The sequence below is a fragment of the Olivibacter sp. CPCC 100613 genome, from assembly GCF_036959255.1.
Lineage (GTDB): Bacteria > Bacteroidota > Bacteroidia > Sphingobacteriales > Sphingobacteriaceae > Olivibacter.
Genome location: NZ_JAWMTI010000001.1, coordinates 755,939 through 775,588 on the forward strand (window position 1 = coordinate 755,939; position 19,650 = coordinate 775,588).

Annotated in this window: 15 protein-coding genes; 8 read left to right on the forward strand and 7 right to left on the reverse strand. The window is 41.9% G+C overall.

Annotated features, from left to right (window positions below; translation table 11 throughout):
• Window positions 1-60: 60 nt before the first annotated feature.
• The 3 genes from RYH73_RS02900 to RYH73_RS02910 all read right to left on the reverse strand — a co-directional run bounded on the left by RYH73_RS02900 (window position 61) and on the right by RYH73_RS02910 (window position 4,136).
• A complete protein-coding gene (locus RYH73_RS02900) occupies window positions 61-1,557 on the reverse strand; it encodes a sigma 54-interacting transcriptional regulator (protein WP_335311760.1) in 1,497 nt (498 codons plus the stop codon).
• A gap of 169 nt (window positions 1,558-1,726) precedes the next feature.
• Window positions 1,727-2,824, reverse strand: coding sequence for a vWA domain-containing protein (locus RYH73_RS02905; RefSeq protein WP_335311761.1), 1,098 nt, complete (start codon window positions 2,822-2,824; stop codon window positions 1,727-1,729).
• Window positions 2,825-3,092: 268 nt separating this feature from the next.
• Entirely contained in the window at window positions 3,093-4,136 is a 1,044-nt protein-coding gene (locus RYH73_RS02910; protein ID WP_335311762.1) for a Gfo/Idh/MocA family oxidoreductase, read from the reverse strand.
• Window positions 4,137-4,280: 144 nt separating this feature from the next.
• On the opposite strand from RYH73_RS02910, the gene RYH73_RS02915 reads away from it, so the two are divergent.
• Window positions 4,281-4,748 carry a (2Fe-2S)-binding protein gene (locus tag RYH73_RS02915; protein ID WP_335311763.1) on the forward strand — a complete coding sequence of 156 codons (468 nt, stop codon included), beginning with the start codon at window positions 4,281-4,283 and terminating at the stop codon, window positions 4,746-4,748.
• Entirely contained in the window at window positions 4,745-6,928 is a 2,184-nt protein-coding gene (locus RYH73_RS02920; protein ID WP_335311764.1) for a xanthine dehydrogenase family protein molybdopterin-binding subunit, read from the forward strand. The genes RYH73_RS02915 and RYH73_RS02920 overlap by 4 nt, the downstream gene beginning before the upstream one ends.
• Here RYH73_RS02920 and RYH73_RS02925 read toward each other — a convergent pair.
• The 3 genes from RYH73_RS02925 to RYH73_RS02935 form a co-directional block, all read right to left on the reverse strand.
• Window positions 6,910-7,167, reverse strand: coding sequence for a VF530 family protein (locus RYH73_RS02925; RefSeq protein WP_335311765.1), 258 nt, complete (start codon window positions 7,165-7,167; stop codon window positions 6,910-6,912). The two genes, RYH73_RS02920 and RYH73_RS02925, sit on opposite strands and share 19 nt — an antisense overlap.
• 12 nt (window positions 7,168-7,179) lie before the next feature.
• Window positions 7,180-8,037: an NAD(P)-dependent oxidoreductase gene (locus RYH73_RS02930; RefSeq protein WP_335311766.1), complete on the reverse strand. Its 858-nt coding sequence runs from the start codon at window positions 8,035-8,037 to the stop codon at window positions 7,180-7,182.
• Between the two features lie 78 nt (window positions 8,038-8,115).
• Window positions 8,116-9,324, reverse strand: coding sequence for an MFS transporter (locus RYH73_RS02935; RefSeq protein WP_335311767.1), 1,209 nt, complete (start codon window positions 9,322-9,324; stop codon window positions 8,116-8,118).
• 130 nt (window positions 9,325-9,454) lie between these two features.
• On the opposite strand from RYH73_RS02935, the gene RYH73_RS02940 reads away from it, so the two are divergent.
• Entirely contained in the window at window positions 9,455-11,659 is a 2,205-nt protein-coding gene (locus tag RYH73_RS02940) for a S9 family peptidase (protein WP_335311768.1), read from the forward strand.
• Between the two features lie 24 nt (window positions 11,660-11,683).
• On the forward strand, window positions 11,684-12,769 hold the full coding sequence (locus tag RYH73_RS02945; protein WP_335311769.1) for an aminotransferase class V-fold PLP-dependent enzyme: 1,086 nt from the start codon (window positions 11,684-11,686) through the stop codon (window positions 12,767-12,769).
• A gap of 50 nt (window positions 12,770-12,819) precedes the next feature.
• On the opposite strand, the gene RYH73_RS02950 is transcribed toward RYH73_RS02945, so the two are convergent.
• Window positions 12,820-14,115, reverse strand: coding sequence for a WG repeat-containing protein (locus RYH73_RS02950; protein ID WP_335311770.1), 1,296 nt, complete (start codon window positions 14,113-14,115; stop codon window positions 12,820-12,822).
• 502 nt (window positions 14,116-14,617) lie between these two features.
• Between RYH73_RS02950 and RYH73_RS02955 the strand changes: the two genes are divergently transcribed.
• The 4 genes from RYH73_RS02955 (at window position 14,618) to RYH73_RS02970 (ending at window position 19,612) form a co-directional block, all read left to right on the forward strand.
• A complete protein-coding gene (locus RYH73_RS02955; RefSeq protein ID WP_335311771.1) occupies window positions 14,618-15,901 on the forward strand; it encodes a BamA/TamA family outer membrane protein in 1,284 nt (427 codons plus the stop codon).
• 107 nt (window positions 15,902-16,008) lie between these two features.
• Entirely contained in the window at window positions 16,009-16,221 is a 213-nt protein-coding gene (locus RYH73_RS02960; RefSeq protein WP_335311772.1) for a helix-turn-helix transcriptional regulator, read from the forward strand.
• 68 nt (window positions 16,222-16,289) lie between these two features.
• Window positions 16,290-16,943: a hypothetical protein gene (locus RYH73_RS02965; protein ID WP_335311773.1), complete on the forward strand. Its 654-nt coding sequence runs from the start codon at window positions 16,290-16,292 to the stop codon at window positions 16,941-16,943.
• A gap of 224 nt (window positions 16,944-17,167) precedes the next feature.
• Window positions 17,168-19,612 carry an ABC transporter permease gene (locus RYH73_RS02970; RefSeq protein ID WP_335311774.1) on the forward strand — a complete coding sequence of 815 codons (2,445 nt, stop codon included), beginning with the start codon at window positions 17,168-17,170 and terminating at the stop codon, window positions 19,610-19,612.
• Window positions 19,613-19,650 lie beyond the last annotated feature (38 nt).

Consider the following 19,650-nt stretch of genomic DNA (forward strand, 5'->3'; position numbering starts at 1 on the left):
TATTGGTATATCACCGGTGAAACTTATTCTGTAGAATAAATATAGCAGATGATCCCTAAGCTACCTAAAATCTTCATCATCCAATTCATCTTCATCATCCTGTTCAAATGAAGAGTTAAAAAGGCTACCGAACATATCTGAAAAAGCAAATCCGCCATTCATCATATTTTTACTGAGTTGAGAATATTCTGCCAATCCGTGTAAAACGAATTCCATGAGCAGCAACGTTTGGTTGTCCGTCAATTTCTTATGAAAATCTTTCACAACCGTCTTTAAACCAGGCACATGATTTAAGATCATTGCATATTCTTCCGTGGGCAAAGCATCATTAATATCCAATTTATTTCCTGCCGTGAACCAATCGATAATATCTTGATAAGGATTGCTGGCCTTAGTTTTTTTTATTTTTTCCGGATCAGGGAAATATTCTGCAAACAAGGTTTTAATCGCATTGCTAATCAGCTTGTTTGCAACATGAACGGGACCTTCCAATTCACCTTCATATACTAATTCGATCTTCCCTGTGATAGCCGGGATAATGCCAACTAAGTCGGCGATCCGAGTAAAAGTTCTCTCCTCTTCCGATAATAGCATCCGTCGCTCTGCTGTACTGACCAAATTTTCATAGGCCGAAATTGTCAACCGAGCGGACACCCCCGATTTTTGGTCAATAAATTCACTTTTCCTAGCCTCAAAAGCCACCTGTTCGACCAAATTTTTCAACAGTCTATCGACTTCAATGAGCATCTTTTGTTGAGAAGAAAGTCGGGCTTCCTGAAAAGTAATTGCTCTTGATATATCGATCGTTTTTGGATAATGTGTCAATATCTGGCTTTCTATCCGATCTTTCAATGGGGTTACAATAGACCCTCGATTCGTATAATCTTCCGGATTAGCCGTAAAAACAAATTGGATATCCAAAGGTAACCGTAACTTAAAGCCCCGAATTTGGATATCCTTTTCCTGTAACATATTGAAAAGGGCTACCTGTATCCTTGCCTGCAAGTCCGGCAGCTCATTAATTACAAAGATTCCACGATGCGCCCTCGGTATCAATCCAAAATGAATAACGCGTTCATCATTATAGGTAAGTTTGAGGGTCGCAGCCTTAATCGGATCTACATCACCCACTAAATCAGCAACGGTTACGTCCGGTGTCGCCAATTTTTCGGTATAACGTTCGCTGCGATGCAACCACGCAATCGGCGTATCATCCCCTTTTTTTTCTATCTCTTGCTTAGCGAACCAGGAAATGGGGTTTATCGGATCATCAAATATTTCACTTCCCGCCACGTAAGGTATATATTCATCGAGCAAATTAACCATTAAACGCGCTATTCGTGTCTTTGCTTGCCCACGTAAGCCTAATAAAAGAACATTGTGTTGCGAAAGAATGGCGGTTTGCAGTTCAGGGATAACAGTTTCCTCATAGCCTAAAACCCCTTCAAACCCTTCTTCTTTACTTTTTAACTGTTTGATTAGGTTCTCTCGTAATTCTTCTTTTACCGATCTACTTTTATATCCAGCTGCTTTTAATTCACCTAATGTCTTGACCATAGTTATATTGAGTAATTAGCTTTAGAAATTAGCCCAAAGCCTTGTTATTATCAGTTATCAACCATCCACCTTGTAGTTTTACCTTAGCCATTCTATCTCTCGTCGGAGTTTAGTACTTTCGACTCGCAGACCTTCAGCTAATAGCCAACACCTAAAGGCTAATGGCTCATCACCTTACCGTTCTTCTTCTATTTTTAATATAATCTTCAAAAATATACTCACCCAGTCCATTTAGCGAGCTATAAAAAGCTTTACCGCCATTAACCTGTGTAAACTGACGAACAAATTGCTGCAAATAGGGATCCCTAGCGATCATAAAAGTAGTAATTGGTATTTTTAATCGCTTACATTGTGCCGCCATGGTGAGTGTTTTATTAACCACTTTGCGATCCAAACCCATACTATTTTTATAGTACCTTCCATGTTCCTTCAGACAAGTTGGCTTACCATCGGTAATCATAAAGATTTGCTTATTATGCGTTTTTCGTCTTCGCAATAAATCGGTTGCCAGTTCTAAACCGGCGTAGGTATTTGTATGGTAGGGCCCCACTTGAAGATAAGGCAAATCTTTCAAGGTAATAGGCCAGGCGTCGTTTCCAAAAACCACAATATCAAGTGTATCTTTAGGGTACTTGGTCCGAATAAGCTCGGCTAAAGCCATCGCCACTTTCTTTGCCGGTGTAATTCGGTCCTCTCCATACAAAATCATACTGTGTGATATATCAATCATCAACACGGTAGAGGTAAGTGTTTTATAATCCCTTTCTTCGACTTCTAAATCGCGTTCGGTCAAGGTGAAATTCTGTAATCCGTGATTGATTTGTGCATTATGAATCGAAGCCGTCATATCAATTTGGTCCAAGCTGTCGCCATATTGATATTCTCGACGATCCGCATTTTTCTCTTCACCTACACCACTACGATTACTTCCATGATTTCCTTTGCCCGATTTCTTCAACTTCCCGAAAATCTCTTCTAAAGCCGACTGTCGGATCGTTTGTTCTGTTTTGGGGGTAATTTGAAACGAACCATCCAAAGGATTCTCCTGGAGATAGCCCTTATTTTTGAGATCTTCGATGAAATCGCCCATCCCATATTCGTCGTCGGTCAGCTTATATTGCTTATCCAACTCATTCATCCATGCCAGAGCTTCTGCCGCATCACCTGCTGTATAGTTGAGTAATTGACTAAACAATTTTAACAGGTTATCGAAGCCTCCTTTAGGCATATCACTCGGAAGAAATTCCGAAAATCGAAATCCTCTCATTTTGCTCCCTTCTTCTTTACTTATAAGCGCGTCCAAAAAAAGCCCTTTCTATTCTAATAGTTGTAAACACCTTACCTTGGTTGTCAACATCTATCCTCATGTCGCTAGTAGCGCGCTTATTATGAATACTCAATCGAAGATAAAATTTTCCACGGAGAATATTTCTAAGCTCAAGGTCATTTTTAATACGGAACCTTCGGAAACCACTAGGCAGCTATCAGCTTTATTCAAAAAACTGTATAGCTAATTACTGAAAATGAAGGCTTCCTTATAATTGCACAACAGCACCGTTTTGCGCGCTTTCAATAGCCGCTTCAATAAGCTTCATGGTTTGAACGCCCTCAGCTGCCGTAACCGGTTCGGCTTCCTGATTAACGATCGCTTGGTAAACTCCTTCAAAGAAATCAAGATAATTTCCTTTTTCAGAAGGAACTCGCTCTTTAAAGTCCTTACCATCTCGTTCGGCATGCAGTATGCCCCATTCACTTTCAGGTTCCTCACACCAGCTCGTTGTATCTGGCTTTTCACCTGCCAGGAGCCGATCCTCTTGCCTATCTGCCCTGCTTTTCAAGAAAGAACCATTTTTACCGTGAACGATATACGACGGTGCCATCTCCCTGGCAAGAAAACCACCTTTTAAACGTACTCGCTTATCCGCATAGTACAAAATCAATTCGAAGTAGTCATTTACCTGTGAGTTGGTTCGCATAATTGCTAAATCTGCAAAGATAGCCTTGGGATAGCCAAAAAGGGAGAGAGCCTGGTCAATCATATGCGGACCACGATCCCTTATCAGGCCAGCAGCAGGAGAAGGTTCTTCCAGATGCGCCTTTGTATTCAATTTGGGGAGATAGGCCTCATAAGAAAACGTGACTTCTACAATTTCCCCCAAAACACCTGATTTCACGATCTTCTTAACGGTTTTAAAATCACTATCCCATCGGCGGTTTTGGAAAACCGCTAGTTTGAGTCCACGCTCCTTCGCCAGTGCCTCTAAGGCTGTAGCTTCTGCAGCTGTGATGGTGAACGCTTTTTCAACAACTGCATGTTTACCCGCTTCAAGCACCTTCTTTGTAAAATCATAGTGCGTCCCTGTTGGTGTATTGACGATAACCAATTCAACTGATTCATCGTTTAAAATAGATTCAAGAGACGGATAACTCGTCACATCGGGATAGTCCTTTTGAATAAGTTTTTTACTTCTCTCCCAAGAGCCGGTCAACAAAAATCCTGGATGTAAATCAATAAAGGGTGCATGGAATACACTACCTGACATTCCGTATGATAATAAAGCAGTTTTAATGGTATGCATCGATAAATTCTATTGGTTTTCTTTCAAACCTAGTCTATTTTTCCGAATTTTCGGTTCTTTCAAACAAATTTATTGGGAATCAGTTATTTTAAAGTGAAGAATAGATGAAATTATTTTCTCTTTTTCAGTAGATAAACCATGCGTATGATTAACCTAAAGGTAAATGGTAAGAACTATTCATTAAAGGTAGCACCCGATACACCCTTACTGTATGTATTGCGAAACAACTTGCAGCTTAATGGACCGAAGTATGGTTGTGGTATCGAGCGGTGCGGCTCCTGTATGGTACTATTGGACGGCGTAGCTATGCCCTCTTGCAAACGACCGTGCAATTCGCTTGAAAATGTGTCGATAACGACGTTGGAAGGTCTGGGCCAAAACAAGCAGCCTGATCCGGTCCAAGAAGCCTTTATCACAGAACAGGCAGCTCAATGTGGTTATTGTATCAATGGTATGATTATCGCCTCGAAAGCTTTGTTACAGGAGAATCCAAACCCAACGGATAAAGAAATCCGACTAGCTCTGCAGCGGGTATTATGTCGCTGTGGCAGTCATAATCGTGTTATACGGGCGGTCCGTCAAGCCTCCCTTAGGTTAAGGACCCAGCTATGAATAGAAAAGACTTTATAGCGAAGACGGGGCAACTTATTATCGGCTTTCACCTCTTTCCGCTTTTTTATTGCACATCAGGCAAAGGAACCACAAAATCCATAAATAGCAACCGCATTGATGCTTGGTTAAGATTAAACGATCAGGGAAAAGTGACCTTGCTGACCGGGAAGATGGAGCTTGGCCAAGGAATCCGTATTGCGCTGAAACAAATTGCTGCTGAAGAACTGGATGTTGAGCTCAACCGTATTGAAATCATTATAGCGGATACCGAGCTTACACCTGACGAACGATATACAGCGGGGAGTGCTTCCATCGAAAATAGTGGAATGAGTATCCGTCAAGCTTCAGCCGAAGCCCGTTATCAATTGACTAAAATGGCTTCCGAAAGGCTGCATCGGCCAATGGAGTCACTTACCGTTCGAGATGGACTCGTTCTTGATCCATCGCAGCCTCAAAAAGCCATAAGCTATTGGGAATTACTCAAGGGAGAAAATATCCAAGGCGAAATTACAGGGAGCGCACCCGTTAAAAATCCGAAAGATTATCGGCTCATCGGTAAAGATATCCCTCGCGATGATATACAGGCCATGGTAACAGGTACCCCTTATTATATACAAGACCTGCGATTCCCTGCAATGTTGCATGCTCGAATAATTCGCCCTCCCGTCTATGATGCCGAACTCGTATCTTTTCCCGAAAAAGAGCTTGCCAAAATAGCCGAAGTGAAGAAAATAATTCGAAATGGTAATTTTCTAGCCGTCGTGGCAGAAGAAGAATATCAAGCCATCCGAGCATGGGAGTATTTGCGATCTTTCACTAAATGGAAATCAAAACCTTTGCCTTCTCAATCGACGTTATTTGAGGATATGGCCCGTGTTAATGGGGACAGAAAGGTAGTAGAGGCAAGAGGAGAAATAGATAAATCTACCTTATCACAGATTGAAGCCGTATATACACGTCCCTATCATATGCACGGGTCTATCGGTCCCTCTTGCGCATTGGCAAAGTGGGATTCAAACAGCTTAACAATATGGACACATAGTCAAGGTGTTTATCCCCTAAGGAAAAGTCTGTCCGATCTGCTGGATCTCCCGGAAGCATCAATCCATGTTATCGGTGTTGCGGGTTCGGGCTGTTACGGTCATAATGGCGCTGATGATGTAGCGGCAGATGTGGCCCTAATTTCGCTTGCACTCCCCGGGAAAACTGTTCGCTTGCAATGGATGCGTGAAGATGAACATCTTTGGGAGCCGTACGGATCCGCTATGCGCATTCATCTACGGGCTGGTCTTCAAGATGGAAAAATCAGTTACCTGGAAAGCGATTTATGGTCAGATACCCATAGTGTCCGCCCTGGAGGAGATGCTTCTCTACTTTTAGCAGCGCGATATATCCACCCAAAGAGATCCATTGAAAGAACAGGTGTGTCGGGCGGTGCTTATCGAAACGCCGTTCCCCTTTACAGCATCGCTGACCTAAAGGTTACAGCTCATGCCTACCAAGGCCCCCTACGCACATCTGCCCTGCGAAGCCTGGGTGCCTACGCAAACATCTTCGCTTTGGAGTCATTTATCGATGAATTGGCGTTGACGGTTCAGCAAGACCCTGCAGCATTTCGTTTAAAGCATTTAAGCGATTCGAGAGCAGTTGCCGTTATAAAAGCGGTATGTGATAAGGTTCAGTGGGATAAACGAACTGAACGGCAAGGGATTGGTTTTGGACTTGCATTTGCGCAATATAAAAACCAAGCAGCTTACTTTGCCGTGGTGGCCGAGGTCGCCGTGGACCATGTAAATAAAACTTTTAAAGTCATTAAGTTAACAGGTGCCATTGATGCGGGTCAAACGATTAATTCAGATGGACTAAAAAATCAAACAGAAGGAGGTATGATTCAATCGGCAAGCTGGACACTATTCGAAGAGGTCAAGTATTCAGAACAGGGCATACAAAGCGATACTTGGGAAAAGTATCCCATTATGCGCTTCTCCGATGTACCTAAAACCGAGGTGATAATTATTGACAGACCCGACGAAAGACCGGTAGGTGCAGGTGAGGCAGCACAGGGTCCGACTAGCGCTGCGATAGCCAATGCACTATGCGCGGCCAACAATATGCGCTTAAGAAATTTGCCACTGATGGCGAACAAGGAGCCATGGAATCATTACCCTTCTGAAGGATAGTTGCTATCTTCAAATTTCGTTTCCATATACAGTGTTTCTACTTTTTCCCTAGCCCATGGCGTTCGTCTAAGAAATTGAAGACTTGACTTAATACTGGGATTGTTTGCGAAACAATTCAATCGGATTAACCGCGCAAGCTCCTTCCATCCATAATGTCTTTCCAAGCGCGTAATAACCATCTCCAGTGTAACCCCATGCATGGGGTTATTCGGCTGTTCTTTATGAAAATCTCGAGACATATCTTCGTTGACCTATAGCGTTTCCAGGTAAGTTATAATTGCCATCACATCCTCTTCTCCCAAACCTTTATCCATTGCCTTTTTATAGGTTTCCGCTAGCGGTTGGGCCAAGGGAAAATCAATCCCCTGCTCGCGAGCCAAACGGAGATCTTTCACCATATGTTTCAGCGCAAATGCAGCCGGGAAGTCTCCCGCCACAATGGCACTCGTTTTTAATTTTGTGAGCGGACTTCCACAAGCTCCTTCGTTTACAATTCGCAGCATATCATCGGCCTTGATTCCGTTCTTCTTCGCAAATAAAACGGTTTCAGCCAATCCCTCCAACGTAAGTGCCAAAAAGTAATTGATTGCTAATTTCGCCGATGATCCTGCCCCTACACTGCCCAACCAGAACGACAATTTCCCCAATTTCTCAAATAAAGGTTGCGCGGCACGAAAATTATCCTCATCGCCACCTGCAAGAATTATTAAGGCACCATCCTCGGCAGGTTTAACACTCCCTGAAACTGGAGCCTCCAGAAACCTGGCTCCGACGGCCTTGCACATTTCCTCCAACTCATAAGAAGTTTTTGGAGCAACGGTGCTCATATTTATAATAAGTTTACCATCAACCGGACAATTAAGTAGGCCCCCCTCGCCCAGAAATAAACCCTTTACCGCTTGGTCGTCTGATAACATGGTTATAACAACATCACTTTCCGCACACAAATCTTGTATACTATTTGCTAAAGCAGCACCCTGATTGACTAAGCTTTCCGCCTTCGACGCTGTTCGATTATATACATTGAGCGTATAACCTGCTTCCAGCAAATTTTTTGCCATGGGAATTCCCATATTGCCCAAGCCTATCCATCCTATTGTATCGGTCATCTAAATTGGTATTTCAAAACATCCGCTTTCATTAGCGGGTGTTGCTATAACAAAGGGCAAAGATAATTGTTTAAGCCCTCAAATACAATCGCATGCGGCCCCCTCGCATATCATTACTTCTTCCACAGACTTTGGATTACCGGCAGCTGCCTTTCTCTTATTGAAGGCAAAGGCGAAGAATGCACCAAAAAAGGCCATCGCTGCACCAACTACTGCGGGCCAGGTATAATCGAAATGATAGACCAAAGGTAGCCCCCCCAAGAATGCACCTAAAGCATTTCCGATGTTAAAGCTTGCCTGGCTAACAGATGCGGCAATCATCTCCGCACCTTTAGCCGTATTGATCATCAGCATTTGAATCGGTGCTGCTAGGGCAAAGGCCACAGCTCCGGTTATAAAAGTCATAATTAACGCCGTAATCTGGTTAAAAGAAACAAAATGTACAACAATCAAGGTAACAGCCATTAAGATCAACAAAGCAGCCGAAGCCTTTCCTGGCGAGAAACGGTCGGCCAAAAAGCCTCCTAAAAGATTTCCAACCATCATTCCAACACCTGCCAACACTAAAATATAGGTTACCGCGTCGGCTGAAAAACCAGCAACACTTGTCATCATCGGTGCGATATAACTGTACCAGCAAAACAAGCCTCCGGTGCCAATCGATATCATCAATATAATGAGCCAAGCTTCTGTTTTCTTGAAGAATCCGAGTTCATTTCTTAAGTTTCGGTCTGCGTTAGCTGACAAAGCCGGTAATAAGGCCTTTAAACTAAAAACCGTTATTAATCCTACAGCTACCACAATGGCAAAAGAAAAACGCCAGGAGAAGTGATGGCCAATATAGGTTCCCAAAGGAACGCCTGCAATATTGGCAATGGTCAAACCCAAAAACATCAGGGAAACTGCCTGCGCTTCTTTTCCTTTCTTCGCTATACGGCTTGCAACAACCGACCCTACACCAAAGAAAGCTCCATGGGGCAAACCGGAAAGTAAACGGGCAATAAATAAGGTATTGAAATCCGGAGCAAAGGCAGAAAAGGCGTTAAAAGCCGTAAACATTACCATTAATGCGATCAATATATTTTTGGGAGGATATTTACCTGCAATAGCTACCAGTAAAGGAGCTCCGATGACTACGCCCAAGGCATATGCGGATATAAGGTGCCCTGCCTTTGGAATAGAAACCGTTAAATCCTTCGCAATATCCGGAAGCAGTCCCATCATAACGAATTCGGTTATTCCGATACCTAAGCCTCCTAAAGTTAGTGGAAGTAAGTTTTTGTTCATAAGTTACTTAGTGTCTAAAATACACATTGCAAAGTTAGTATATTCTCCTTCAATTCGTACGAAGCATTTTTAAATAAATAGCTATGTTTGCTACATATTTACACAGCGAAAACAATTTAACCGTTCACACATGAAAAGAAACATACTCTTGCTAGCTTTAGCATTAGGTGTTCACACTATTTATGCGCAACAGAAGCGCTTTAGCATCGATGAAGCTGCCATTGGGCTTTATGCCAATCTTGCACAAGAAAACCTGGCGCAACTCAGTTGGGTTCCTCATGAAACCGCTTTCGTTCATACTGTTAAGGTTCTAGATGAAGATGTATTGATCCGTAAGCATGTTCCAAGCCTAGCTGTTGACACGCTGTTACACCTAAGCGATATTCAGAAACTTCTTGGCTCCGATATAAGGTTAAATACTTTTCCCGAAATCCACTGGCTGGATAAGCAAACGATGTACTTCGAGGTGCAAAATCGCTATTTCATAGCGCATCAAAAGGCGACAGATTGGGAGGTTTTACCTTGGCATACATTACCCGAAAATGCGGCCAATATTGTCGTAGACAGCGTGAATAAACAATTAGCTTATACGCAGGGTAACAATTTGTTTTTGATTGACACAAACGGAAAAATACAATCGCTAACACAGGACGCTAATCCGGATATTGTAAACGGCCAGTCGGTCCACCGCCAGGAATTTGGCATTGAGAAAGGGATTTTCTTTTCGCCAAAAGGGAATTATCTTGCCTTTTACCGGATGGATCAACGTATGGTTGAAAGCTATCCCATCGTCAATTGGGATAATACACCGGCAAGCGTTCATGGTACTAAATACCCTTTTGCAGGCCGCCCCTCCCATGAAGTTAGCCTTGGCGTTTATAACCCCAAAAATGCAAAAACAGTCTTTTTACAAACAGGTGAACCCAAGGACCATTACCTTACCTGTGTGACCTGGAGCCCGGATGAAAAGTTCATTTATGTGGCTATTCTAAACCGTGAGCAAAACCACCTATGGTTAAATCAATATGACGCGGAGAATGGTTTTTTTATAAAAACACTTTTCGAGGAGCAGGATCCAAAGTACGTACAACCGCTACATGAGCTACACTTTCTGCCCCACAAAGACGATCAATTTGTTTGGTGGAGTCAACGTGATGGATTTATGCATCTATATCGTTACGATAGAACAGGAAAGCAATTAAATCAAATCACTAAAGGCAATTGGGTCGTTAATGAGATTATCGGAGAAAGTGCGGATAAGAAAACCCTTTACATTACCGGTTCCAAAGAATCTCCCCTAGAAAAGCATGTATATGCCGTGCATTGGGAAACAGGAAAAATGACTCGATTGGATGCAAAGCCAGGAGTTCATCAAGCCCAGGTCAATACCGATGGCACGCACATATTAGACAGTTGGAGCGATGGCACGACGCCAAGAACCATCGATATCTACGGTACGCAAAAAAACTGGAAGAGAAACCTATTGACTTCCAAAAATCCACTTTCCGCGTATTTACGTCCAAAAGTAGAGAACATCACGTTAAAAGCAGATGACGGTACACCCCTATTCGGCAAACTAATCTATCCTACCAATTTCAATCCTTCTCATAAGTATCCCGTAATTGTTTACTTGTACAACGGCCCGAATGTACAGTTATTAGCTAATAGCTTTCCGGCCAGTGGGAATCTTTGGTACGAATACATGGCACAAAGAGGTTACCTTGTTTTCACCATGGATGGCCGAGGGAGTAGCAACAGGGGCCTAAAGTTTGAACAGGCAACCTTCAGACAGCTTGGATCGGTGGAAATGGAGGATCAAATGCAAGGTGTTAACTACCTGAAATCACTGCCCTATGTGGACATCGACCGAATGGGGATACACGGCTGGAGCTTTGGCGGTTTCATGACCACATCCTTTATGCTGCGCAAACCAGACATATTTAAAGTAGGAGTGGCCGGCGGACCGGTATTAGATTGGCGCTTGTATGAGGTGATGTACACAGAGCGCTATATGGATACACCGGCAGAAAACCCCGCGGGTTATGAAAAAGCCAATTTACTATCGAAGACGGCCCTTTTAAAAGGAAAATTGCTTCTTATTCATGGCACATCCGACAGTACGGTGGTATGGCAACATTCGATAAAATTTCTTAAAGAAGCCATAAAGACAAGAACCCAAGTCGATTACTTTGTCTACCCTGGGTATGAACATAATGTGCGTGGCTACGATCGGATTCATCTTATGCAAAAGATAAGCGATTATTTTGATCTATACCTCAACCCCTATGCGGCACAAGATATAAATGAGAAAGCAAATGCGAAGCTTTCATATTAATGAGAATTTAGTTATTTTGGTATCATGACCTCAGATATATACGATCAATTTCCACTGTTAGCCCATGCTACCTACGTAAATACACCGGGCACCGGCATTTTATCAAAAGATATTTTAGACTGGCGAAGAAAACATGATGAAGATTATTTTCAAAAGGGAAGCACGTTTCGGATAACCCAAGAACATTTTCTTCAGCAGGTGAGAGAGCAGCTGGCCGCTTTCTTTCAAGCGAATGCGGCAACTACTTTTTTAGTCCCAAATTTTTCATTTGGCATGAATACCTTTTTGGATCGTCTAGCGTCCTCTGAACGCTTTTTGTTGTTGGAAGAAGACTATCCCTCTGTTAATTACGCCGTAAAAAGCCGGGGTTTTAAGGTGGAAACGGTACCTGTTGACGAAAATTTGGAAGATCGGATACTGACAAAAATTCGTGAATTTAAGCCCACTGCTTTCGCTTTTAGTTTGGTTCAATATATAAGCGGTATAAAGCTGGATCTTGATTTCTTAAAAAAGTTAAAAGCTGAGTATCCTCAACTTTTACTCGTTGCCGATGGTACCCAATATTGTGGGACCGAAAGTTTTGACTTTAAAAGTTCCGGTTTAGACTTCCTCGGGGCCAGTGGTTACAAATGGATGCTTTCGGGATATGGCAATGGTTTTGTTTTATTAGGAGAGGGTATTACAGACCGCCTATACCTCAATACTGTTGGACAGACACTTCCAACAGAACCATTCTTGCAAGGCAGAACACCGTTGTCTTTACTCTTCGAGCCTGGGCATCAGGACACCCTATCATTCGGTACATTGCAACAATCCATTACCTATTTCAACCAGATCGGAAAGCAGGCGATGGGGAACAGCATTCGGAGTTTATCACTTAAAGCCCTAGCAGCTTTTTCCGATAGGGGCCTTTTAGCGGGTAGTGTAGCGAAGCGCTCCCTACATTCTTCCATTTTCAGTCTCTCGATTGACGATGATGCCCATAAGCGGCTCCAGGAAGCAAATATTGTTTGTATGCGCCGCGGTTCGGGCGTACGCGTCGGTTTCCATTTTTTTAATACCGAAAAAGACTTAAGTAAAATATTGGCCGTTCTGGATCAACATATATAATCAATCATAAAAAATGGCCTCCTAAGAGGCCATTCATCATAAAACCAAACCTAAAATTGAACTCTTTGTCCCTTACTATCTATATAAAATTCTTCCTCCCCCTTCTTAACACGTGCAGTCCCATCTAAAAATATCTCAGCTTCATCGTAAATAAAGGGGACCACCACTTTCCCATTCTTATCTACAAATCCAAACTTTTCTCCTTTCTGCACGTAGGCAACGCCATCAACAAATAGCGAACCTGTTTGATAACTTGGGGGTGTAATCACCTTATTCGTGGTATCTATCAGTGCATACAAACCATCTTTCATTGCCCAAATACGATCCTCTGATGCAATAAAGGCTCCGTCATAGGTAAGGGGAATTATTTCCCGGCCACTTTTATCAATGACACCGAATAAACCATCGCGCGATACCGGTGCTAAACCCGCACTATAGCCATAGCGATCATGGTAACGAGGTTCTACGATTACATTTCCTTCATCGTCCTCCACACCCCAAAGCTCACCATCATCAGTCCAATGATATCCTTCGGCAAGCTCATAATCCTCTTTTTCTTCTACGATGCTGTCAACCGCAACGGCGCTATCATCCGAAAAATCAAATGAATCTTCAATGATATAATCCGTCGGTATCGTAAATAAGGTATCGTCAACCAGTGTTTCTTTAATAGAGGTGGCTTTAATCCCTACATCCATACCATTTGTATTGGTGAATATTTTCAAGGCCATGCCCGGAACATCCTCAAGATAACTATATTCTCCCCAAAAGAGCTTTGGTAATTTCTCTGCATACCATATGGTGATATCTTGCGTCACATCACCAACTGTCATGCCCAGTAATGCTTTCTTACAGGTAAAGCCTGCAATTTCAGCGATTTCATCTGTCAAACGGACTTTTGCATCGGCCGCATTCACAACAACCATACTATCGCCGACCATTTCTGTATTAATTTTTGCTGTTGCCATAGCAGTGCGGGATGCTGTTTTACTTTCAGCATATAAGTTATAGGACGAACTATCTTCCAGATTGCTGATCTGCACCGAAGAAATAATTCCTTTCTGCTCGATTCGCATTTTACTTTCTGTCACATAAGCCTTTAGCAGGTGTTCCCCTTCTTTTGTGCCGCTCATGGCCTTCCCTAATTCCATCATCGCGATCATTTGCTTTTCTTCTTCGGTCATACTTTCCGAATCCTTCTTAGGCATATCAAAAGCTATATCGTATCCAACAACCCAGGCTTTCACTTTCTTTATTTCTTGTGCCCGCAATCGGTTGAATCCAGTCAACCCGATAGCTAACAGGGTCAACAATAAAAAAGAACATTTTGGTAACTGTATTTTCATTAGAATAAATTAGCTGTCTAATAATAAAGAAGCTTATCTGCCAAGCGCCGCTAACTATGCACTAAGTTTTATTAAGCTCGCTAAATGGCCCTCTTTTTTGACACAAAAGTACATATTGCATGCTTGATCTTCCATCACGGGAAACAGGGGTTTTAATCACAACGAATTGATGTTTGTAGGCTGTATTGCATGTACGCGCTCCTCATAAACTTAATTATAGAATCGCCTATCGAAGGGTAATCGCCATATAAATTGGCTCGCCAGACAAATTATTATCTTAATTATCAAGCATTTAAACACAAAAAGAAACAACTTATGCTTATCTTTTAAACTTTTTTTTGCATTTCACTGTTTTTTCTACGTCCCGTTTGCAACGCTAACGGTGTAATTAAGTGCGTTTATTCAACGAACGAAAACTGTTAAACGGCTTTCTTATATACTAAAAATAAAGTATGTTTGAAAGTCACGGATGAAGAACCACACATCTCTTAATGATTTATAGATGGGAAAGGCATACATGAGAAGACGTTATTTACATGACCAAAACGGGGTGTTTTACCTTAAACTTATTTCTTTATCATTTTTTCTTATTCTACTAAACAATTTTAGTTTTGCGCAGCGTCCGGGGTATGAGTTGGAACCTTCTCGATCCAAGGCGGATACCACCAAGCAGCGAGACCTCATCGACTTGGCAAAAGATTTTCTGAATATTGAACCACCAAAAGGCCCCGACAGTAGTGGAAAATCGCTTTACTTCTCTTTTCTTCCTTTTTCTACTACTGTACCGGGTGGTGGACAGGCCTTGATTACTTCTACTACAGCAGGTTTTTACACCGGTGATCGGCAAAGCACCAATATGTCACGTGTCACCTTTACGCCGTACACGAACTTTAACGGCCGTTTTGGTCTCCCAATCCGGTCGTATATTTGGTTAAAGAATAACGAGTGGGTAATTATCGGAGATACGCGCTTGATGAAATATCCGCAATATACCTGGGGTTTAGGACGGCAGCATAGCGAAGAGGATAAAATGTTAGTTGACTATACTTATTTCAGATTCTACCAACATGCATTACGCAAATTTAAGCGGAATTTTTTTGCGGGCCTTGGCTATAACCTGGATTATCGAACAAATATCGATGCAGACAAAGAGGGCGTTCTATTAAAAGATTATGTAAATTATCCTTATGGAACCGATGATTTTGGCAGAAGTTTATCCTCAGGCTTGAGTTTTAATTTTCTTTACGACACACGCGCCAATTCCATCAACCCCTTGGATGGTTATTACGCTTACTTTCAATACCGCATTAATCCGAAATTCCTTGGCAATGATCATTTTTGGAGTTCTGTTTACCTCGATCTACGAAAGTACATTCGTTTTACAGAAGACGCCAACAGGCAAAATATGCTTGGCTTATGGAGCTATTACTGGTCGGTCTTAAATCAAAAAGTACCTTACTTGGATTTGCCGAGCATTGGTTGGGATGTATACAATCGGTCGGGAAGAGGTTTTGATCAAAATCGTTTCCGGGGAAGACATCTATTTTATCTGGAGGCCGAGTATCGGCGCGACATAACCAATAACGGACTGTTAGGCTTTGTATTATTTACCAACGCAAATACCGTTTCAGGTCCTAATAGCAACATTTTTAGAGATTGGAACCAGGCCTACGGCGGAGGTTTACGGATTAAATTCAATAAAGGTTCGGGTACCAATATCGCCATCGATTATGGTCGGAGCAAGGGTTTCTCCGGATTCCAGATAGGATTAGATGAAGTTTTTTAGCCCGTATCTAGCTTTCAGCTCTTAGATTTTAACTAACAGCTAATACCTAATGGCTAACTACTAAATTTTGCTATATTGCACATAAATAGGCGTCGAAAAAAGTTTTTATGGACAAAAAAGTATACAACCGCATTAAGGCTGTTTTAGCAGAGCAAGGAAAAACAAACAAGTGGCTTGCAGAAACCCTGGAAAGAAACATTAACACGGTCTCTAAATGGAGTACAAATAAAATGCAACCTACAGTAGAATCGCTTTTCGAAATTGCAGAAGCCTTACAAGTCGATGTCCGCAGTTTACTTGTTTCAACAAAACAGCATTAAATAAATAATCTATATAAATAAAATCGGCTTGCTAAGCTGAATACACTGACATTAACGATTAACAGAAGATGACATATAAGATAGGAGACTTCGTTCGCTTTGTGGAAGAGGACTTTGAAGGGCATATCACCAAACTTATCAGTGATGAGCTCGTAGGTGTCACCGGTGAGGATGGTTTTGAAATCCCGGTACAAACCACTAAAATAACACGAGTGTATGGTCAGCAAAACAGAAAAGACCTGGACTTTGATGAGGATACCAAAAAACCGAGCAACCCTTCCGGTCCTTTTATAACGGAAGGAATATATTTAGCCATTACCGGCGATCAAAAACAAAATATCGGCGTTTTCAATTTAGTAAACGAAACCTCTTTTGATTTACTGGTAAGCTTTAGTACGGAAAAAGCGAAGCAAGCTGTGGGCGAATATGCCGGCATCCTTGCGCCGAAAAGTACACAAAAGATTTACAGCCATAAAATAAGTGAGGTCAGCAGCTGGCCGTTGTTTGATTTTAAATTCTTATTTCACACCGCTACATTACAACCGCTCAAACCTTCCTTAGAATTAACGAAACGTATCAAACCCTTTGATTTATCCGAAGCAAAAAAACATGTTCCGCTCTTGAATGACCGCGCCTGGCTTTTCCGGTTGGATGAGGACTTTAAAATCGACGCTGAAAAACTGAAAGAAAGTTTTTTAAGTCACCGGCCCGACAAGAAATAAAAACGCACTTCCATAGCGGATCCTCCTTATATTTGTTCGATTTTGGACAGTAAACTGTTCGAAATCGAACACCGCCTCTTTTCTATTCCTTCTCAAATACATTTAAAAGCCATTTTTTCATTTGGCGGTATTCTTGGTCTATCAGGTGAAAGCAAGATTTTGATAGGTTCTTCGTTATTGGCTATTCGCCATTCCTTACTAAGAACGGACAACAGACAACGATTATGTTTCAAAATTACCTGAAAATCGCGTGGCGGAATCTACGGAAGCATCGCATGTACGCTGCCATTAAAATTGGAGGCTTTGCGTGTAGCATCGCTGCCTGCATACTGATTACCCTATACATTATTCATGAAGTTAGTTATGATAAAAGCTATCCGGATGGAGAGCGGATTTATCGTATCATCGCCCGATTCAATAACAATGGAAAAATACTAAAAGGGACATCTTTTCAAGCTCCATTAAGTAAAGCGATAAAAGCGGATTTCCCGCAAGTAGAAATGGCAGGAAGAATCCTTCCCAACTCTTTATTTTACGGAGCAGGGAGTAATCAGGTAAATATAAGCGATAATCCCACAAGCATATATGAAGAAGGTTTTACCTATATGGATCAGGAGTTATTGGATATGCTTCAGCTACCTATGGCTTTCGGAAAGAGATCAGAGGCATTGGCAGCCCCCTATACCTTGGTCATGACCAAAAGTAAGGCAGAAAAATATTTCCCGGGAAAGAATCCCATCGGAAAAATTGTTTACTTAAATGGGGATAGATCCAAGCCTTACACCATAAAAGGGGTGATAGAGGATCTCCCTTCCACATCACATTTAAAGCCTTTCACCTTTCTACTTACTCTAAATGGCGTAGTGTTTTATCCAGGTGAGCAGGACAATTGGGGAGCAACTAATTACCCGACGTATATTAAACTACGGAAAGGGACTGATGTTGCGCAATTTGAAAAGATGTTAACAAAAGAAATTCTTAGCAAGTATGTCATTCCTAATATGCAGCAGGCAGGGAACGTCCGCGCAAATGAAATGGAAAAAAATCTTCGCTTAAGCTTACAACCTGTTAAAAATATCCATCTTTATTCTGCTGATATACAAGATTACCCCCAAATGCAAAGAGGCGACATTAAGTTTGTATGGTTGTTTGGCGGTATTGCTACCTTTATTCTACTGATCGCTTGTATCAATTTTATCAATCTATCTACGGCAAAATCAGCCAAGCGCGCAAAAGAAGTGGGTCTTCGCAAAGTAGTCGGTTCTTATAGAAGCAGTTTAATCACCCAATTTTTAGCAGAATCTACTCTTTATAGTATATTATCTTTCCTAATCGGTCTATTACTTGCTTGGCTATTGTTACCTTTATTCAACGCCCTCTCAGGAAAGGAGCTTGGCCTCCCGTGGTCCAGTTGGCAGTTACTTCCCATTATTCTATGTTCAGCCCTATTCGTTGGCCTTCTTGCAGGTCTTTATCCTTCCTTCTACTTATCCGGCTTTCGTCCTATTGCTGTACTAAAGGGGGAGTTGAGCCATGGTACGAGGAATCCTTTTCTTAGAAATGGTTTGGTTGTTTTCCAATTTGTCACTTCCATCATGTTGATTATCGGCACGTTGATTATTAACAACCAAATGAATTTTATACTCAATAAGAAAATAGGTTTCGATAAAGACCAGGTGATGATATTGCAGGGCACGAGCACCCTTGGTAATCAACTAAAAGTACTAAAAGAAGAGCTTCAAAAATTACCTCAAGTGAAAAGTGCTTCGGTAAGTGATTTTCTACCCGTAAGAATGGAAGGGGTAAAAAGAAACGGCAACACTTTTTGGAAAGAAGGAAAAACCACAGAAGAGGCCGGAACTGGTGGACAATTTTGGGAAATTGATGAAAATTACCTTTCTACTTTGGGCATGAAGTTGCGGGCTGGCAGGAACTTTTCTAAAGACATGGCTACCGACTCGCAATCAGTAATTATTAATCAAAAGTTAGCGAACGATTTGGGACTCAAAAACCCAATAGGTGCCCGTATTACCAATGGGCGTGTATTTACTGTTATTGGTGTATTAGAAGACTTTAATTTTGAATCTCTTAAGGACGAAGTAGATGGCTTATGCATGGCACTAAGTAATAGCCCTACCATGCTTGCCGTCAAGATAAACGGCAAAGATGTGAGCACAGCAGTACAAGCAATTGGTCTTGTATGGAAGAAATTTTCACCGGACCAAGCCATGCGCTATACCTTTTTAGATGAGGGTTATGCAAACATGTATAGTGATGTAAGACGTACGGGTAATATATTCACCAGCTTTGCTTCGTTGGCCATATTTATTGCCTGTTTAGGGCTCTTTGGCTTAGCAGCCTTTACTACAGAACAACGAACCAAAGAAATTGGGATCCGTAAGGTTCTCGGTGCCAGTGTTCGGGGTATCTTACAATTGCTCACAAAAGATTTTCTAAGACTTGTGTTTGTCGCCATTGTCATCGCCTCACCTTTAGCCTGGTGGGCGATGAACAAATGGTTGCAGGATTTTGCCTATCGAATTGAAATCCAATGGTGGGTATTTGCTATCGCGGGACTAGCTGCCATTGTCATTGCTATACTGACGGTTAGCTTTCAAGCCATCAAAGCAGCCTTGGCCAACCCGACTAAATCCTTGAGAAGTGAGTAAATTTAGTTACTGGTTATTCGTGCTTGGTTATTTGCCAT